The organism is Xenococcus sp. PCC 7305, assembly GCF_000332055.1.
In the GTDB taxonomy this organism is placed as follows: Bacteria; Cyanobacteriota; Cyanobacteriia; order Cyanobacteriales; family Xenococcaceae; genus Xenococcus.
Window position 1 is genome coordinate 16,060 of the sequence record NZ_ALVZ01000163.1, and the last position, 18,085, is coordinate 34,144.

At 38.7% G+C, this 18,085-nt stretch carries 14 protein-coding genes and 2 pseudogenes; 8 read left to right on the forward strand and 8 right to left on the reverse strand.

The window, feature by feature from the left end:
- Positions 1-7: 7 nt before the first annotated feature.
- From XEN7305_RS10905 to proC, 3 genes are all read left to right on the forward strand, one after another.
- Positions 8-1,816, forward strand: a complete 1,809-nt coding sequence (locus tag XEN7305_RS10905; RefSeq protein ID WP_144053245.1) for a glycosyltransferase family 39 protein — start codon at positions 8-10, stop codon at positions 1,814-1,816.
- 424 nt (positions 1,817-2,240) lie between these two features.
- On the forward strand, positions 2,241-2,828 hold the full coding sequence (locus XEN7305_RS10910) for a cell division protein SepF (RefSeq protein ID WP_369792509.1): 588 nt from the start codon (positions 2,241-2,243) through the stop codon (positions 2,826-2,828).
- A gap of 10 nt (positions 2,829-2,838) precedes the next feature.
- On the forward strand, positions 2,839-3,663 hold the full coding sequence (gene proC / locus XEN7305_RS10915) for a pyrroline-5-carboxylate reductase (RefSeq protein ID WP_006509478.1): 825 nt from the start codon (positions 2,839-2,841) through the stop codon (positions 3,661-3,663).
- A 117-nt stretch (positions 3,664-3,780) separates the two neighbouring features.
- On the opposite strand, the gene XEN7305_RS10920 is transcribed toward proC, so the two are convergent.
- Positions 3,781-4,095 (reverse strand): hypothetical protein, encoded by a 315-nt coding sequence (locus XEN7305_RS10920; protein WP_006509479.1) that lies wholly within the window; start codon positions 4,093-4,095, stop codon positions 3,781-3,783.
- Between the two features lie 217 nt (positions 4,096-4,312).
- Here XEN7305_RS10920 and trxA point away from each other — a divergent pair, with 217 nt between their 5' ends.
- Both trxA and XEN7305_RS10930 read left to right on the forward strand, forming a co-directional pair.
- Complete coding sequence (trxA, locus tag XEN7305_RS10925) at positions 4,313-4,642, forward strand: thioredoxin (protein WP_006509480.1); 330 nt, start codon at positions 4,313-4,315, stop codon at positions 4,640-4,642.
- A 75-nt stretch (positions 4,643-4,717) separates the two neighbouring features.
- Entirely contained in the window at positions 4,718-5,377 is a 660-nt protein-coding gene (locus XEN7305_RS10930) for an alpha-ketoglutarate-dependent dioxygenase AlkB (RefSeq protein WP_006509481.1), read from the forward strand.
- Between the two features lie 39 nt (positions 5,378-5,416).
- On the opposite strand, the pseudogene XEN7305_RS10935 reads toward XEN7305_RS10930, so the two are convergent.
- From XEN7305_RS10935 to XEN7305_RS10950, 4 genes and pseudogenes are all read right to left on the reverse strand, one after another.
- Positions 5,417-5,663: pseudogene (locus tag XEN7305_RS10935) on the reverse strand (DUF433 domain-containing protein).
- A gap of 78 nt (positions 5,664-5,741) precedes the next feature.
- Positions 5,742-5,960, reverse strand: coding sequence for a type II toxin-antitoxin system HicB family antitoxin (locus XEN7305_RS10940; protein WP_006509483.1), 219 nt, complete (start codon positions 5,958-5,960; stop codon positions 5,742-5,744).
- Positions 5,953-6,165: a type II toxin-antitoxin system HicA family toxin gene (locus XEN7305_RS10945; protein WP_006509484.1), complete on the reverse strand. Its 213-nt coding sequence runs from the start codon at positions 6,163-6,165 to the stop codon at positions 5,953-5,955. Before XEN7305_RS10945 ends, XEN7305_RS10940 begins: the two co-directional genes overlap by 8 nt.
- Positions 6,166-6,411: 246 nt before the next feature.
- Entirely contained in the window at positions 6,412-8,337 is a 1,926-nt protein-coding gene (locus tag XEN7305_RS10950; RefSeq protein WP_006509485.1) for an ABC-F family ATP-binding cassette domain-containing protein, read from the reverse strand.
- A 106-nt stretch (positions 8,338-8,443) separates the two neighbouring features.
- On the opposite strand from XEN7305_RS10950, the gene XEN7305_RS10955 reads away from it, so the two are divergent.
- Positions 8,444-9,364 (forward strand): lysylphosphatidylglycerol synthase domain-containing protein, encoded by a 921-nt coding sequence (locus tag XEN7305_RS10955; RefSeq protein ID WP_006509486.1) that lies wholly within the window; start codon positions 8,444-8,446, stop codon positions 9,362-9,364.
- 114 nt (positions 9,365-9,478) lie between these two features.
- A complete protein-coding gene (locus XEN7305_RS10960; protein WP_006509487.1) occupies positions 9,479-11,848 on the forward strand; it encodes an ankyrin repeat domain-containing protein in 2,370 nt (789 codons plus the stop codon).
- A gap of 61 nt (positions 11,849-11,909) precedes the next feature.
- Here the strand turns inward: XEN7305_RS10960 and XEN7305_RS26615 are convergent, their stop codons facing one another.
- From XEN7305_RS26615 to XEN7305_RS10975, 3 genes are all read right to left on the reverse strand, one after another.
- Entirely contained in the window at positions 11,910-15,413 is a 3,504-nt protein-coding gene (locus XEN7305_RS26615) for a CRTAC homolog protein (RefSeq protein WP_006509488.1), read from the reverse strand.
- Between the two features lie 291 nt (positions 15,414-15,704).
- Complete coding sequence (locus XEN7305_RS10970; RefSeq protein ID WP_006509489.1) at positions 15,705-16,562, reverse strand: lipopolysaccharide assembly protein LapB; 858 nt, start codon at positions 16,560-16,562, stop codon at positions 15,705-15,707.
- Positions 16,563-16,801: 239 nt separating this feature from the next.
- Positions 16,802-17,755 (reverse strand): hypothetical protein, encoded by a 954-nt coding sequence (locus tag XEN7305_RS10975; protein WP_006509490.1) that lies wholly within the window; start codon positions 17,753-17,755, stop codon positions 16,802-16,804.
- 149 nt (positions 17,756-17,904) lie between these two features.
- On the opposite strand from XEN7305_RS10975, the pseudogene XEN7305_RS10980 reads away from it, so the two are divergent.
- Positions 17,905-18,085 (forward strand): annotated as a pseudogene (locus XEN7305_RS10980) (IS4 family transposase); the annotation flags it as partial.

Consider the following 18,085-nt stretch of genomic DNA (forward strand, 5'->3'; position numbering starts at 1 on the left):
TTAAAAATTGGATAGTATTAAGTTGGTGTGGCGATCGCTGGAAAAATATCCTCAGATCTATGGGATAGTTGCTCTAGTCTGGTTATTGATAGTTGGCTTTATTGCTTTTCTTTGGCATTTGGGAGCCACAGGTTTAGTAGACGAAACCGAACCATTATTTGCCGAGGCCGCTCGTCAAATGACTGTGACCGGAAATTGGATTACGCCTTATTTTAATGAAGTAACTCGCTTTGATAAACCACCTTTGATTTATTGGTTGATGGGGATTGGTTATCAAATAATGGGAGTGAATGAATGGGCTGTTCGTTTACCTTCGGCGATTTCAGCAATTTCCTTAATGGTTTTGGGATTCTATACCTTAAGACGCTTGGGAAATATCAATCAAAGCTCAACGCGATCGCAATCATTATTATTTGCAGTCATCGGTACTAGTTTGATGGCTTTAAATTTGCAAACAATTCTCTGGGCACGCACTGGAGTTTCTGATATGTTGCTTAGCGGTTGCATGGGCAATGCTTTGTTTTGTTTCTTTATTGGATATAGCAATTTAGGGAACGGGGAAACGAGAGATCGTAAGAAGTTTGGGTTGCCTAGTTTATGGTATTTGGGGTTTTATATTTTAATTGCTTTGGCAGTTTTAGCTAAAGGCCCGGTGGGAATTGTCTTGCCTGGATTAATTATTTTTTGCTTCTTGCTCTATGTCGGACAATTCAAGGCTGTGGCGAGAGAAATGAATTTGATTTTAGGGGCAATTATTTTTCTTGTTATTAGTGTTCCTTGGTATATTTTAGTTTTCTTGGAAAATGGCCAGGTTTATCTCGATGCTTTCTTTGGCAAACATAATTTTCGACGCTTTACCGATGTAGTCAATGGTCACGATGCTCCTTGGTATTTTTATATTTTTATTGTCCTAGGTCTTTTTGCTCCTTGGTCTGTGTATTTACCTCTGGCAATCCATCGTTTAGCTTGGTGGCGCCGGTCTTGGTGGCAGAGGCAACCTCGCCATAATCACCTGGGAATTTTTGCGTTTTTTTGGTTTGTTTGTATCTTTCTCTTTTTTAGTATTTCTGTCACGAAGTTACCGAGTTATGTTTTGCCGCTAATTCCTGCCGGCTCTATTTTAGTGGCCATGTTGTGGGATGAATATTTTGCTCGGGGTCTTGCAAAGCCCAAAAAATTCCAAGATCAAGGCTTCTTAATCAGCATTTTAGCGAATCTCTTACTGGCTATTTTGTTCGCGATCGCATTTATCCTCCTGCCAACTTTTATTGGTAAAGACCCGGCAATCCCCGAGTTAAATTTGTTACTTACAAAATCAGGATTAACTACTAAAGGTGCAATTGTTTGGGGCCTAATCGCGATCGCAATTATGAGTTGTCTGATCAGAATTCGCTATTGGCGTTGGATTATTGCAGTCAACCTTGTGGGTTTTGTCGCTTTTACCAGCTTTGTTTTACTGCCGACGAGTTTCTTTCTCGATGTCAATCGGCAACTGCCTTTGCGAGAAATCGCTCAAGAAATTATCACTGTTCAAAGAGCTCATGAACCTATCATCATGTTGGGCTTTAAAAAACCGAGTTTGGTCTTTTACACTCAGCAGCCAGTTCAGTTTTTCCGTAGAAAAAAATCCCTATCTGAATACATCACAGAGTTTGACGCCGACATTAAATCGGACACTTTTCTCCTGATTAGTCGAGCCAAGGAAATTCGCAAGGTCGCAAAATTGCAGCCTCAAGATTACCAGCAATTGGCAAAAAAAGGAGTTTACAACTTAATTAGAGTTCTGAAAGCACAGTTCTACTTAGACATTAAGTGATGATAAAAAAACATTTGAATTTCAGAGCTTAATATTAAGTTTTGAACTTTTATGAACTAATTGTAAAGTAATGTGTACTTATTTTAAAAAATGCAACAAGAGCAATTAGCCCCTTATGGTTACAGAGTTATTAAACTAAGATCGTGCTTGCCAACCAAAATTTCACATTGAAAAATGAAAATCTGGCAATTTTATGGAATTAATCATCTGTATCTGCAAGAAATTACCCTTGCCAGTGAAATGCCTTGAGAATATCGATAACTCATTCAGCATAATCACATAGGTTAAGAAGAGAAAAATCTCAACTTATAGGTATTTTTTCTTCCTTCTTGATAGTCAATCAAGATTAAAGATAAAGATGGTCTAATTAAGTTCAAAAATTGGAGACTTCATTTCAAGTGAATCAAAAAAATAAACTGTGAGCATTATGATTGAAACTTTAAAAAGAATCATCGGGATCGATGAAGATTTCTCCTATGAAGGTGACGGATATGAAGAATATTCCGGAGAAGAAGAAATAACTACTGGATATTCAGAACCCAGTTCCGAATCTCAACTCAAAGAATCAGAAGCTGTAAGAGCTAGTTCTCATAGTAATAACAAAAAAAATCTAGGGAAACAGGAAACAAACATGACCAATAAAGTTGTCGGACTACCTGGCCTCAATAATGGTAATGCAGAAGTAACAGTAATTGAACCTCAATCTTTTGAGGAAATGCCCCAAGTTATTTCGGCATTACGCGATCGCAAGTCTGTGGTTCTCAATCTTAATATGATGAATCCAGAAGAAGCACAAAGAGCTGTGGACTTTGTTGCCGGCGGAACTTACGCAATGGATGGGCATCAAGAAAGAGTAGGCGAAAGTATTTTCTTGTTTACTCCCAGTTGCGTTAAGGTCAGCACCTTATCTGGTATTGTTAGCGAAGTAGATGAGTTGACCGATGCCAGAGTAAGTCGTTCTGTATCTAATCACAACGATCCTTGGCAAGAACCAAGAGTTATGGCGCAATAACAAAAAAATCATGACCATAGATAGCATCCAGTTTGGGGTTATTGGCGGCGGCGTAATGGCAGAAGCTATTATTTCCCGTCTGCTGCAACAACAAATATATTCTCCCAGTCATATACTCGTTAGCGAACCGCAATTGCAACGCCGAGAATTCTGGAAAGAGCAATACCAAGTAGCAGTAACGACAGATAATAATCATGTCATCTCAGCCCAAGAAGTTATTCTCTTAGCCATTAAACCCCAAGTTTTGGATGTTGTTGCCGAACAATTAACTTTATCTTCTGAAAGTAAGCAGAGTCCATTAATACTTTCAATTTTGGCGGGTGTTTCCTTAGAACGCTTGGAATCGGTTTTTCCCGGCTATTCAATAATTAGAGTTATGCCTAATGCTCCCGCGACAATTGGCGAAGGAGTCAGCGCGATCGCAAGAGGTTCGCAAGTTTCTGCGCTTCAGTTACAAAAAGCACAACAAATTTTTACCGCAGTGGGGCAATTGGTAGAAGTTCCCGAATATTTAATGGATGCGGTCACAGGCTTGTCTGGTTCTGGCCCAGCTTATGTTGCTTTGATGATAGAGTCCCTTGCCGATGGTGGTGTTGCCGCAGGATTACCAAGGGCGATCGCCCAAAAATTAGCTATTCAAACAGTTTTGGGAACAGCAAAACTCTTACAAGAATCAGGACTACATCCAGCAGAAGTCAAAGATCGAGTTAGTAGTCCTGGGGGAACAACGATTGCAGGGGTTACAGAACTAGAAAAAGGCGGGTTCCGTTCAGCTGTCATTGAAGCTGTACAAGCTGCTACCAAACGCTCTAGAGAATTGAAAATTAAAAATTGAAAATTAAAAATTGAAAATTAAAAATTACTTGCACTAAAGTACTGGCGTCGCGTCATCCTTGTCATTCCGCTTGACGGGACGAATGAAGGGAAAATTGAGAGTTGAGAATTGCTTGCTTTACTCTTCGTTTTCTTCGGAAATTGCAGATTCTATCTCCTGCAATAGTTGCCCTAGTTTCATCCTTTCAATATAGGGCCAACCGCCTTTTTCCTCAATGTCTTTGACAAACTGATAAAGATCATTACGAGTTTCAGGTAATGAAGTTTCAAACATTTCTGTCCGGATGTGACGGTGAATTTGCTCCAATTGGCGCAATAATGCTAGCAACTGCAAAACATCATGACGATTTTCATCAGCGATCAACTTGATATCCTGAATAACTGCTTGTAATTTAGCGGTAAAATCTTCTTTATTGACTGTTTCTTCTTCCATGTTTTTCCCCTGACAATTCCGTCTTTATCTGTTGATCTGTTACATAATACCTCAGAAAAATCAGCAATAGGAAACTGTCATCCTGAAAATGTTCAAATTCAACGAGTTGACAATAAATATTGCATTTAAAAGCTGTTGAAAGCTGTAAGACAGCCAACAGATGACAAATTTTATCCCAAAACATGAGACAGTATGTTCAATACAAGAGGAATTAATTATGCCGACAGATATTAAAGCAGAATATGTTCAACAAGAGCAATTTGAGGAACTAATTAACCAGAAAAAGCCTGTGGTAGTTGATTATACAGCGACTTGGTGTGGTCCTTGTCGCTTGGTTGCGCCTCTAATAGACCAATTAGCCGCAGATTATCAGGGAAGGGCTGAAGTGGTTAAAATAGACCTTGATCAGAATAAGGGAAATGCAAAACAATACAGTATTAAGAGTATTCCCGCAGTTTTAATCTTTAAAAATGGACAGGAAGTAGATCGTATTGTCGGTAGAGCAACCTATGAAGAATTTAGCAATGCTCTTGATAAACAGTTGTAACTATAGTTTAGTTGCTCCATTTTAAGGATGTAATACTCAATCTAATGCTTAAAACCCAATTTTGTGCCAGATGAGATGATGAATCAGTTTAGTCTTGATTTATTTGATTTAGAAAAAATTGATAATCAAAAATATCCTGAAATTGTAACTTTTCCATCAGGAGCGCCAATGCCTGATGGGGAGGTGATTATTTATCAAAACTTCTTTGAAGAACTGGAAAGTAATCAATTGTTTAAAGAGTTAGAAAGTGGAATAAGTTGGCAACAAGATCGAATAAAAATGTTTGGCAAAGAATTTAACTTGCCAAGGTTGACGGCTTGGTACGGAGATCAGGGAAAATCCTATACCTATTCGGGAATAACTATGGCTCCTACTCCTTGGAACCCCGTATTACTTTTGATCAAAGCAAGAATTGAAAAAGTAGTGAGTCTTGAATTCAATAGTGTTTTGGCAAATTTATATCGTCATGGACAAGATCATATGTCCTGGCATAGTGATGATGAGCGTGAATTGGGCAAAAATCCAATTATTGCATCAGTTAGTTTTGGGGAAACAAGACGTTTTCTCTTGAGACATAAATATGATAGAGAACTAGAAAAATTAGAAGTTAGCTTGAATAATGGTAGTTTATTAATTATGCAGGGCTCAACACAACATTTCTGGAAACATCAGATCCCAAAGACTGCAAAAAAAATTAACCCAAGAATCAATTTAACATTCAGATTTATTAAGTAAATACAAACATAATTTTGCTTAGCTATTATTAGCTGTAAGCTAAAGACTTTGATTTAATAAATTTGATTTAACTATTAAATTCTGTTGTTCTTGATCAACAGTATGGCTAAGACAAGCCAGTATATCTTCTCTTGTTAAATAGGGAAAATCTTCTAATCTTTCTTCATAAGTCATTCCCGCAGCTAAAATAGGATAAAACATCATAAACTGTAATTCTCATTCCTTTCATACAGGGTTTGCCAGCTCTTTTCCCTGGCTCGATAGTAATAATGTCGCGGTAGTTCATGATTTTTGTTGTGACTGCAAATTTCTATTTGTGATAATTGCTTCTATTTCCTTATTCCTATTCTTAAGAAGTAAAATCTTAGGCTGCTTTAACAATATTCGGTTCTGGTAGAGGCTCCCCATCCGCTTCATAGGAAATAATTAAAGATTCTAGAGCTTCTTTTCCCTTAACAACAGCCTCCTCATAGGTATTTCCATGAGTCCGCCAATATTGACCTGGAAAATCAGGTAAAGCCACCAGAAAACAATTATCCTCATTGCTCCACTGAATAATCATTTGATATTTAAGTTTATCCATCTTTTTGCTTCTTGTTAACTTCTTCTATTGCTTGATTAACTTCCTTTTCTAGATAAGGTTTGGCATCTGAACTGTCCTTACCTGCAATGGTAACTCGTCCACGATATTCTGGATGTGTCCAGTTAGTATGGCTTCCCTTTCCTGGGCGTTCACGAAAACCATATTTGCGTAGTATTTGTTTCAATTCTCGAATTTTTTTCGGCATTTCAATTGCCTGATAAATTTAATTTAATGATACTCACTATCTTAATTCTGTAGATTAATTAATCTTGCCAAGCCATAATATTAATTTTATTTAGCCATGAAAGATAATGTTTAAAGAATTTTTCAACGAGATTCCATTTTAGATAATCCTTATGGGAAAATTGGAAAGTCTGCAATCATAGCTTGGATGAAACTAGAAGAACAATAAGCTACATTTGGGTTCGATGCCAATGATGTTATTAAGTTATTAACTATCTCTTTCTGCTAACTCCATCCATCTCTCCGTCGCAATATCAATCTCCTCATTCAAAGCAGATAACTTTTCTGATAACTCTTGCACCTTAGTAAAATCATTCGGGGGATTATGATAGAGACTCTTTTCTAACTCCTCCTTCTCCATTTCCATCTCCGCAATTTTAGACTCTAACTTCTCATATTCTCTTTTTTCATAATTGGATAAACGACGAGATTTATTCTCAGTCTTTTCTTGCTTAATCTTAGCTGGAGCCGCCTGTTTCTTAATAGAAGTTTCCTGGGCTTTAACTTCTTTTTCTTGTGCTTTTTTAGAATCTAAATAAACAGAATAGTTGCCAGGATATAACCGTAAATTTCCTCCAGGCTCGATCGCGAAAATAAATTCTACAGTACGATCCAGAAAATAGCGATCGTGAGACACACTAATGACACAACCATTAAAACTTTCGAGATAATCTTCTAATACCGAAAGAGTTTGCACATCCAGATCGTTAGTCGGTTCATCCAAAATTAAAACATTGGGTGCCCCCATCAAAACTTGGAGTAAAAATAGACGACGTTTTTCTCCACCCGACAACTTATGAATTGGAGAATATTGTTGATTGGGATTAAATAAAAATCTTTCCAACATCTGGGAAGCACTAATTTGACCACCATCAGAGGTAGTGACATAGGCCGCAATATCCTTTATATAATCAATCACTCTTTGATTGACATCGATCGCATCTAATAAATCTTCTGAATGCTGATCGAAGTAACCAATATGAATTGTCTTGCCAATTTCTACATGACCAGAATCAGGTTCTATCTTCCCTGTAATGATATTCATCAGAGTAGACTTGCCTGCACCATTGCCCCCAATAATGCCAATGCGATCGCCTGGGGTGAATTCGTAACTGAAATCTTTGATCAAGGTTCGATTGTCGTAAGCTTTAGAAATATTATGTAACTCGATTACTTTTTTGCCGATCCTTCTTCCCACCGTGTCGATCGCAACCTTGCCTTGAGCTTCTTTAAATTCTTGATCCTGCATCTCATGGATGCGGTCAATTCTGGCCTGCTGTTTCGTGCTGCGAGCTTTGGGCCCTCTTTTCAACCATTCCAATTCTCTACGTAATATACCTCGATGCTTATGTTGTATCTTGGCATCTGCTGCTTCCTGTTCGGCTTTTTTTCCCAGGAAATAAGAATAGTTGCCACTATAGGTATATAAATCAGCGCGATCGATTTCCAGGATACGGTTGGTGACTTTATCGAGAAAATAGCGATCGTGAGTAATTAGTAAAATAGCCCCACCAAAGCTATCGAGGTAGTTTTGCAACCATTCAACCGACTCGGCATCTAAATGGTTAGTCGGCTCATCCATTAATAACAGATCGGGTTCTTCTAGCAATGCTGTCGCTAGAGAAATCCGTTTGCGATATCCACCCGACAAGCTACCTACTTTTGTCTCAAAATCTTTGATGCCTAATTTGCTCAGAATAATTTTAGCCTTGGTCTCTAGCTCCCAGGCATCCATCTTTTCCATCTTTTCCATGACGCGGGTGAGCTTATTTGTCATCTGCTCTTTTTCTGTGGCAGGAAGCTCAGACTCTATTTTCTGTGATATTTCCTCATATTTGCGAACCAGTCGTAATTTTTCACTGCTATCATTGAAAACTTCATCCAGAACAGTATTATCTTCGTTTAAATTTGGTTGTTGTGGTAAATAAACGATATTTGCGCCAGATTTTACTGTGACTGTCCCACTATCAAAAGTTTCTATTCCTGCGATCGCCTTTAACAGAGTCGATTTACCAGAACCATTAACCCCAATTAGTCCCACTTTGTCATTTTCTTCAATGCTAAAACTCCCATCCCGCAATATTTCTTTGATACCGAAGTCTTTTTTGATGTTCTGGAGCGTGATTAGAGTCATAGGATGGTTGTAATAAAGGCAAATCGGTTTTTATTGTAGCGAATACTAGTTGGTAGCCCTAAAAAGTACCAGCTTCTGATATTGTCTCATATTAAATTATCCAGTAATGAAAAAAGCTATTAGCATAATCAAACCTTATCTTCGTTGGTTTATCTTAGGAGGCACCTTATTTTTTCTCCTCAAAACTTTTAAAGAACGCTTTGCGGAAATAGCAACCGTCAGAGTAGATGCAACTGGCTGGTTGATGCTAATTATTAGTCTGATTATTACGTTATTAGCCCATGTATGGTCAGGATGGGTCTGGACTTGGATTCTCGATATTTTTCACCAATCCTTGGGTTTAGCTAAAGGAATTAGAGTTTATTTGATTACCAATATTGCTAAATACTTACCAGGAAATGTTTGGCATTTCTACGGGAGAATTAACGCTATTTCCCGGCAAAATGATTCTTTGGGTGCTGCAACTTTCAGTGTGCTATTAGAACCATTATTAATGGCGGCAGCGGCCTTATTAATTGCAATTTTTAGTACATCTTTGGGCTTAGTTCAAACCGATTTTAATCTTGCTATTTATTTTATGCAGATATTAGCCCTGATTGCCGTACTGGTGGGGATTCACCCTCGTATTTTAAATCCGCTTCTAGCTCGCTTAAGTCGTGGCAAAAAAGGAGTGGCTCTCAAGAAGCCAACATCTTTAAAGACTTATCCTTTGTTGCCCTTTGCCGGCGAAATTGGTTTTGTTCTGTTTCGGGGAATCGGATTTATTTTTGCTTTTCTGGTTTTACAAGCGATCGCCTGGTCTCAAATCCCTGCTCTGATTAGTGCTTTTAGTATTGCTTGGTTACTTGGTTTAGTTGTTCCTGGTGCCCCGGGCGGGATTGGGGTTTTCGAGGCTACTGCGATCGCGCTTCTTGATCAGTCCCAATTTCCCCCTGCTACGGTGCTAATTGTGGTTGCTTTGTATCGAGTTGTGAGTATTTTAGCAGAGGCGATCGCGGCACTCATCGCTTGGATAATTGATGACTAGACTTTTTTATATTGGAACAATTGAGGAACATTGGAGTATCAGATAATTTTTGATTGAAACAGGCGATCGCTAAAAATTAATTTTTCTTTTTATTGAATCTGAGTAATCTTTTTAATGAAAATATTCTATTTTTCCAACTATAATAGTTTTATTAACAATTGCCTTAATAATCTTTTAAGCTATATAATAATAAACCTGATATTCATTTTATTAAGTCCTCGCATTGCATTAAGCAATCCAGATATTTGTAATATTATTAGACGTAGTCGCAATTCAAATAAGCAATCTTTATTAAAATTACAGGCAGTATTAGAGCAAAAAATTGATTTAAACCAGCTTGATTGTAATCCTAACGGAAGTCTTCTCAATTTTGCTTATGAATCCCCAGGAGACAGTTTCTTTATATCTGATATTAGACAAGGAAGATATGATGCTGTAGTCCAGTTATTAAATCATGGCGCGAATGTTAGAGAAGTTGATTTTAATGGCAGCACACCACTTCATCTAGTGGCAAGAACGGGAGATATTAATTTAATATATCTTTATGTGGAAGCAGGAGCGGATATTAATGCTCAAGACAATAATGGAAAAACGCCTTTAGAAGAAGCAATTTTAGCCAATGCCGAAACAGTCAATATTTTATTACATTTAGGGGCAAATCCTACGATTGGAAATCCTTTAGCAGATGCTATTTTTTTCAAGGAAGCAGAAGTTTTAAAAATTTTACTGCAACATGAAGTCACACCATCAAAAGATTTACTAGAAAAAACCTATCAAGATTTTGGTAATAATTCCCAAGATTATCGAGAAAGAAAAATTATAACTTTATTAAATCAATATCAAAATGTAGTTCAAAATAAAAATAATAGCAATTTTTTCAATCCTCCACCACCACATCCACCACAATTATTAACCTCTTTAGAAGATCCGCCAATTGTTACAGCAACTCGCAACAAAAACTTAGCAGAACTGCGTAAACTAATAGTACAAGGAGGAGATTTAGATATAATAAGCAAACATGAACCTTTTGGGAATGATGAATATAGTGCCACCTCATTACATATAGCTATAGCTAAAGGATATGACGATATTGCTAAAGCTTTAATCAAAGCTGGTGCAGATATAAGTCTTCAAAATGGAGAAGGAAATCATCCCTTGTATTTAGCTGCGAATAATCTTGAAATAACTAAATTATTACTAGATAAAGGAGCATTAGTAGATCAGAAAACTGCTGCATTTCAAGAAACTGCGTTAATGGCATCTGATGATCCTAAAGTAATTGATTTGCTATTAGAACATGGTGCGAACATTAATCATCAAACTGAATATGGTTATACAGCACTTTATAATGCGATCAAAAGAAAAAACACAGCGACAGTTAACTTTTTAGTTAAACAAGGCGCAGACATAAATTTAAAGAGTTTTGGCTTTTTCCACAACACACCTATAGAAGAGGCAATTGAATACGATCTAATCGAAATTGTCGAAATTTTGCAAGCTGCTAATGCTCGAATAGAAGATAAACCTAAAATATTAAAATTTGCCATCAAAAATAAAAACTTAGATTTTATTAAAAAGCTAGTTTATGAAGAAGGATTGGATGAATATTTAAAAACAGAAGCAGGGTTGAAAATTTTAGTTGATTACAAAAATAGAATTTACACTCTACAAGATCTCGATATAGTTAAATTTTTAGTAGAACAAGGCGTAGATGTCAACGCAGTTTCAGAGATAAATAGCGATCAGGTTTTGCACGTAGTTAAAGATGTAAAAATTGCAGATTACCTAATTAGAAAAGGTGCAGATGTACATGCTATTAATGATCAAGGAAAAACTCCTCTTCATACTTATTATTCTCCAAACCATACTACAAATACTGAGCTAGCAAGGCTTTTAATTCAGAATGGCGCAAATATCCATGCCAAAGATAATTTAGGGCAGACTACATTACATATTGCTACTACGAGAGGAGATATCACAACAATAAAATTATTGTTAGACAACGGTGCTAATATCAATGCAATGGATAATAGAGGAGAAAGACCCTTACATATTGCTGCTAAAAAAGGAAATTTAGCCACAATAAAATTCCTAGTGCAAAATAATGCTAATCCTACAATAATAGCTAATAGTTCTGATGCTACTTCACTTCACGCGGCGGTACTTGGGGGGAAATCAAAAATAGCTTTCTTAACCAGAAATGGCGCTAGTTTATATACAAGTAATTTTCTTTTAAATCCAACTTGGAATCAGCATGTCGTCCCCTACTTTGAAATCATTGAATTTCTAATAGAAACTGGCGTAAATCCTACAATAATTAATCAAGGAGGACTTACTCCAGTAGAAGCCATAGCCAGCTGTTTGTCATCTAGAAATCAAGATTTAGTTGAATATGCCCGTCAGGCGATCGCTATTATCGAGCCAAATCGCAATCTTGCAGAGCTCAAAAGCAAAGATGGAAATTGCGGGATATATGATCATTAGAAACTTCTCCGCCCTTCTTGCAGAGAATTGGAAGAAGTTAACATTTTCCAATCCCCAATTCCTAAACTGCGATATAAATATCATCATGAGTAAGGCTAGGATTGTTGCTCAGATTAGCCACTAAAGCTTGATTCGCAGCACCATTCCCATCTGCATCAAAGAAGAGATTGCCATTGCTGTTATCGTAAACAAAGCGTTGGTCAGCACTGCTAGCACTGGTTCCGACAGTAAATTGGGCTTCACTGAGAACCGATTCGGAGGCAACTGTATTATCAAATCCTGAAGCAGAGAAGACTAAGAGATCATCAGCCGTTGAGAAATCAGTAATCGTGTCGGTGCTCTCCCCAAGAGAATTAAAGACGAATTGATCGTTGCCCAAACCTCCCGTTAAGATATCATTGCCATTGCCGCCAATTAAAGTGTCGTTACCGCTACCGCCTTCTAGGAGATCATTGCCATTTTCTCCCCTTAAACTGTCAGCATCATTGAGTCCTCTAAGAGTGTCATCCTGTGTCCCACCGATAATAGTGTCATTACCCACTGCACCTTCAAAGATCACCTTAATTTCTGTGACCGCCGAAGCATCCATTAAGTTATTATTCTCACCACCATGAAGATCTGCGATCTCAAAGCCGCTGATCTCATCATTTCCTCGGGCAATTAAGGTCGTATTGGTGAGAATAAAGTCACTGTTGTTAATCTCTACCAGAGTATCTACTCCATTGCCACCATCGAGGGTATCATCGCCATTTCCGCCACGGATGGTATCGTTCCCAGCCCCACCAACTATGCTATCAAAACCACCTTCTCCCAAGAGTTCATCATCACCATCTCCGCCATCGAGCGTATCGGCTCCTTCACCCCCATTGATTAGGTCATTACCGCTTGCTCCTTCTAGCAAATCTCGACCATTTTCTCCATTGAGATTGTCATTCCCATTGCCACCTTTAATGAGATCGCCGTCTTCTCCACCACGAATGACATCATCCTGATCCCCGCCGACAAGAGTATCATTGCCCGCGTTCCCATTAATAGTATCGTTATCGTCTCCGCCTTCGACATAATCATGTCCGTCACCACCACTAAGAGAATCATTACCTTGTCCACCTAAGATGCGATCTCGTAATTGATTACCATTGATGGTATCGTCTCCAGCTCCACCATAAATGGTGTCAGCACCGTCATTACCATTGAGTAGATCATTACCCGCTTCTCCATTGAGCAAATCATTGCCAGCATTTCCATGAAGAGTATCGTGCCCTTCATTGCCATTGAGACTATCATGACCGCTTCCTCCAGAGAGGATATCGTCATTGTTGCCACCATCGAGACTATCGTTATTGCTGCCACCATTCAGCACATCGCGATCGCCCAACCCAATAATGTGATCCTTGTCGTCCGTACCTTCAAGATTATTAGCATTATCATCCCCGATAATAATATTGGGGAAGGTTTCGACAATTTTTAAAATCTGATTCGGTTCTACATTACTGAAAATACTAGTTTCACCAGATGGCCATTGCACTTCAATCTCGGCCACAATTTCATTAGTTCCTAGGCCAAAATGTAAACGAGATGTATTTTGGGCAAAAACATGCATCCCACCGTTTTGTTCGCGAACTTGAGTAACACCATCAGCAGTAGTCACCAGAACTCTTGCACCGATCGCATCACGATTTGACTGGACTCCTTGTAAATCGATTTGCACCCATTTGTTGGTATTGCCATTAATCCCCTCCTCATTATGGAATAACTGGGAAGGTGCTCCTAGATAAGTTTTGCGGGGAGATTTCGCCGTAGTAGAACCAGCAAAAATATCGAGGAAACCGTCATTATCGTAATCAGCAACTGCTAATCTTTGACCAACCTCAAAGTCAAGACGATGGGGTCCGACTTCGGATGATGAAGCTCCACCAGCAACTTCTATCTTGAGAAAAGTACCGTCACCTTGGTTTTGATAAAGAATATTGGGCTGATTGAAACTGGGATAGGCATTAGCAACGTAGATATCTAAATGTCCATCGTTATTGAAATCTCCAGAAACCGCAGACTGAGCCAATGTAGGATCTCCTAAGCCGACTTCATCAGCTCTGTCTAAGTATTCTCCCGTAGTATCGTCATAGACCAAAAATTGGTCAGATAGAGCTAGATTATTGGGATCGCCAGAAGTGAAATTAATCTCTGTATATTCTGTGATCGCTTGATCAGATTCGACCGCGATGCGAACTAATTCATTTTCGGGAGAAAAAAGTCGGACTTCCCAAGTATTGTTACTGGGGTCAAAACCGACATAAATACCTCTAGCAGAGCGATCGCTTTTCAGTCCGATAACACTATTATCATTAGGATCTAATTGAAAAGCGGCACTACTATGATTATGACCTGAATGATCGCCACCACAAAAAACACAGGCATCGCTTCCTGAGGTTAAATTCAAGTTGTAACCAGAATTGAAAATTGCTGCTAATTCTGCTTCGGTGGGTGCTCTGCCTTCTGTCCCGATAAAGATATTGCTGGCATCAAACCCGGCATAACTAGCATCACGGCCACTAAAGCCAAAAGAATCGAGAGCGAATACACCATCAGTTTTAAAACTAATACCAATTTCACCACCAGTTTGTAAAACTAGATCGGCCGAAACAATGGTGTCGCTACCTTGGAAAATACTGGGTTCGGCAGTAAAAACATGGGAGCGTGTCAGAAAGACTTCGTTGCGCCCATCGTTATTAAAATCGGCAATAATCGAATCTCTGGCAGAATCATGATCCTCAAAATCGAAACTAGGATCTGCTGGAGTATAGTTCAGCTGGGGAACGACATTGGTGACTTCGACAAAGGTATCACCAGAGGAAAAATCGTAAACGCCTAAAGGCCAACTATAGGTTCCTTGGATAATTAAATCGAGATTGCCGTCTCCGGTTAAATCTCCTAATTGAGCATAGCGAGACGAACCATCAACATCTAAACCAACCTCTGTGGTTTTATCAACAAAGGTGCCATTGGCTTGTTGTTCAAAGTAAGCTGTGTAACCCTGGTCATCTTCTCTTAAGGCAGTGGTAACAACGACATCCAGTAAACCATCATTATTGCCATCAAACCAAACAGAAGAACGACTTCTGGCGATCGCATTTTCTAAGCCTCTGGCCGCAGCTTCATTTTCTAAAACACCATTGTTATTAATAAAAAACTTATTTGACAAAAGATCTAGATCTACTTCGCTAGTATCTCCTAATTTTCCGCCTCCAGCAGCGAAGAAATCTTGGTCTCCATCGTTATCAAAATCGATCCAGGTTGTGCCGTGGACATCTCCCCCAGCACCGTTGCGCCAATCTTGATCAAAAATATTAGTAAAAGTACCATCACCATTATTTTGATAAAGATAAGGATATTTGCCATCGGGATATTGAGTAGAAGCACCGTTATATCCGTGACCACTAATCCACAAATCTAAAAGACCATCGTTATTGGAATCGAGCCAGGCAATACTAAAAGATTCTTTCCCTTTATGTCTCGACCATTCAATCCCTGCTTCGTTGGCTACTTCCTTAAAAGAATTAGAATTCATATTTTAATAAAATTTCCTATATAAAAGTTGTCTTTAAAATTCAATATTTTGAATTTAAATTTAGTTATTTTCCCTGAAAATATCTCTATGTATTCACTCTTATATCTTGGCATTGGCCAATATGAGAAACCATAAATATCAAATAAATTATCAGTGATTCTATATAAAATGACTGTAAAGATAAATCAATTCCGGCAATTGATAATCTCAATCTGGTCTTACCAGTGCCGAAGTTTACTCGGGCATTTCAGATTAATCAGCAAGATTTATTTGACTGGCTCAATAATTTCCTTAGTTGATAGCCCTATACTCTTGTTGTTTGACCTTAATTAATTTCATAAAACCTGCTTTTTGGCGATATCCAGACCAGAGCGGGTCATTTATCGCTAATTCCAAATAGGTTTTTGGATTTATATTGATAGCTTTTTCTATAAAGCAAATCGCCCAATTAACCTTATTTTGCCTGGCGTAACCACAAGCTAATTGGTAGTGGACAAGAGATGATCGAGGGTTAATTAATAGAGCATGCTGATAACAGTTGATAGCATCCAATAATAGATCTCGTTGCTGTAAGACAATTCCCTTTTGATACCAAGCCCAAAAATCATCTGGTTTTAAAGTCAATGCTCGATCGAAATTTAATAATGCTGGGTCTAATTTTCCTTGTTTTTGGTATGCTTCAGCTAATCGATAGTAAGCCCAAAAATCATTAGGACGCATTGCGATCGCGCTATCAAAATAAGTAATGGCTCGATTGTACTCTTGCAAATTACTCCAGGCTTCCCCGATGCGATACCTTGACCAATAGTCATCAGGATTATAATCTAGAGCTGACTCAAAACATGTGATTGCTTGATTGTATCGACCCAATTCTTTAAGACAGATAAATCCCTGCTGATACCAAGACCAATAGTTATGTAATTTCAAATTGCATGCGCGATCATAACTAGCAACTGCTTCATTATATTCACCCAATTTTTCTAGAACGGTTCCTTTGCGATACCAAGCCCAATAATCTTGTGGACTATACTCTAGTGCTCGACGGTAACAGATTAATGCCTCTCGATCATTTCCTTGCTTCTGTGCCAAATGACCTTGTTCGTACCATGCTCGATAGCTATCAGGTCGACATTCTAAAGTTTTGTACATAGCTCAATAGTTTCATCAGCCCTGTAAACAGTATAGACGACGGCACTGCAACTTAATAATCATAGTTAAGTATTGAATTTATCTTGGGATTTTAGTTCAAAAACATCATTAGGTTTCAACTAAGTCTTGATGTTGGTTTTCTGCGAGCGACATTATTGCTTGTGATGCTCAAACATATAAGTGCAATACTTGGCACGGGTTCCGTAGAATGGGAAGCTAAAACCTTTTCCTGGCGTGAGTTAGACTGCATATCGGATGAGTAACAACTCTGCCCAAGATATCCTCACAGGCAAAATTCCTAAGTTCACAGCAGGGATCATTTTAGTAGTGAAATGAACGCGCACAAAATTATGCACCAACCAGTAGACATCGAGTGTTCGTTGTAGGTTATTACGTGATTTAGCATAGGTGTTAGTTTTGCGCCGAAAGGCTGCATTCCGCTGTCGGAGAGAAGCATTGAAGGCTTCCACATGATTCGCGTGAATCCTAGACTCAGCAACATCATGTTCGGTTTCAGGATGCTCAGGCACTGGGGCTTGATACTTTTGACGTTTACGTCCAGGCCCCTTTTGAGAACCTTTATTTTTCAACCGCACTCGCACTCCTTTGCGTAATCTTTTTTTCGGTTTTCCCGGTCGACCACTGCGAATCAGGTCATAGCAAATCTCAAATAGTAAATTGCCATAGCGTCGTTCCCCATCGGTTAAGAGATTAAGACTACCTGTTTTCTCAATAACCTGAGCCCAGCAGGTTAAAGCTTTCTCAAATAGCTGTTGGTTTTTGCCTCCACAATGTAATTCCCAGATAAATCGACTGCCTCGTTCCATCAGAACAATTGTCCATCCTTGGGAAACTGAAGGCGGAACATTTTTATCCACCTTAGTATAGAGTTCATTCCCTTCGATTTCCTGATGAATAAACTCATGCAGCAAGGCATAAAGCATTAATGTCGGTTTGAGCCCGGCTAAACGTCTTTCCCAATCAATCACGCTTTTTTTCGAGACATTGAAAGTTCGACCCGTAGCATTCAACCCCATCCCGTCACTCCTAGCTTTGAGGAGCGTAATAATTAGACTTATGGGGGTTCTCAGACCAGCAATCGAGGTCTCAAAGGTCTCACTGAAATATATGTCGAAACTAGCGCAATGATAGATGGTAGGTGAGCCATGAGCTTGAGTTTGATAGAGGGTCATTAGTCACAAGTTAAGGAATTCGGGAATTTGTCAAGAGGCAACAAAAATCGGGTGAAACTTCTAACAGAAGAAGAGTTGAGCGATTGCAGTTGCCCATGAGTAACAACCGAAAACTAAACCGAGATCACGCGAAGAGAACCCAACGCCCGATGGCAGAAGATGAAGTAATTGCCAATCAACTTGAAGCATTACTGACTCCGGCGATTACTGCTCAAGAAAATTATTATCGTCAATTAGGCCTCAGAGATCGGATACTAAATTTACCCTTGATGGTAGCAGCCGTCTTGACGTTGCTGTGGAGAGATGTGGCAGGAGTTACAGAATTAACAA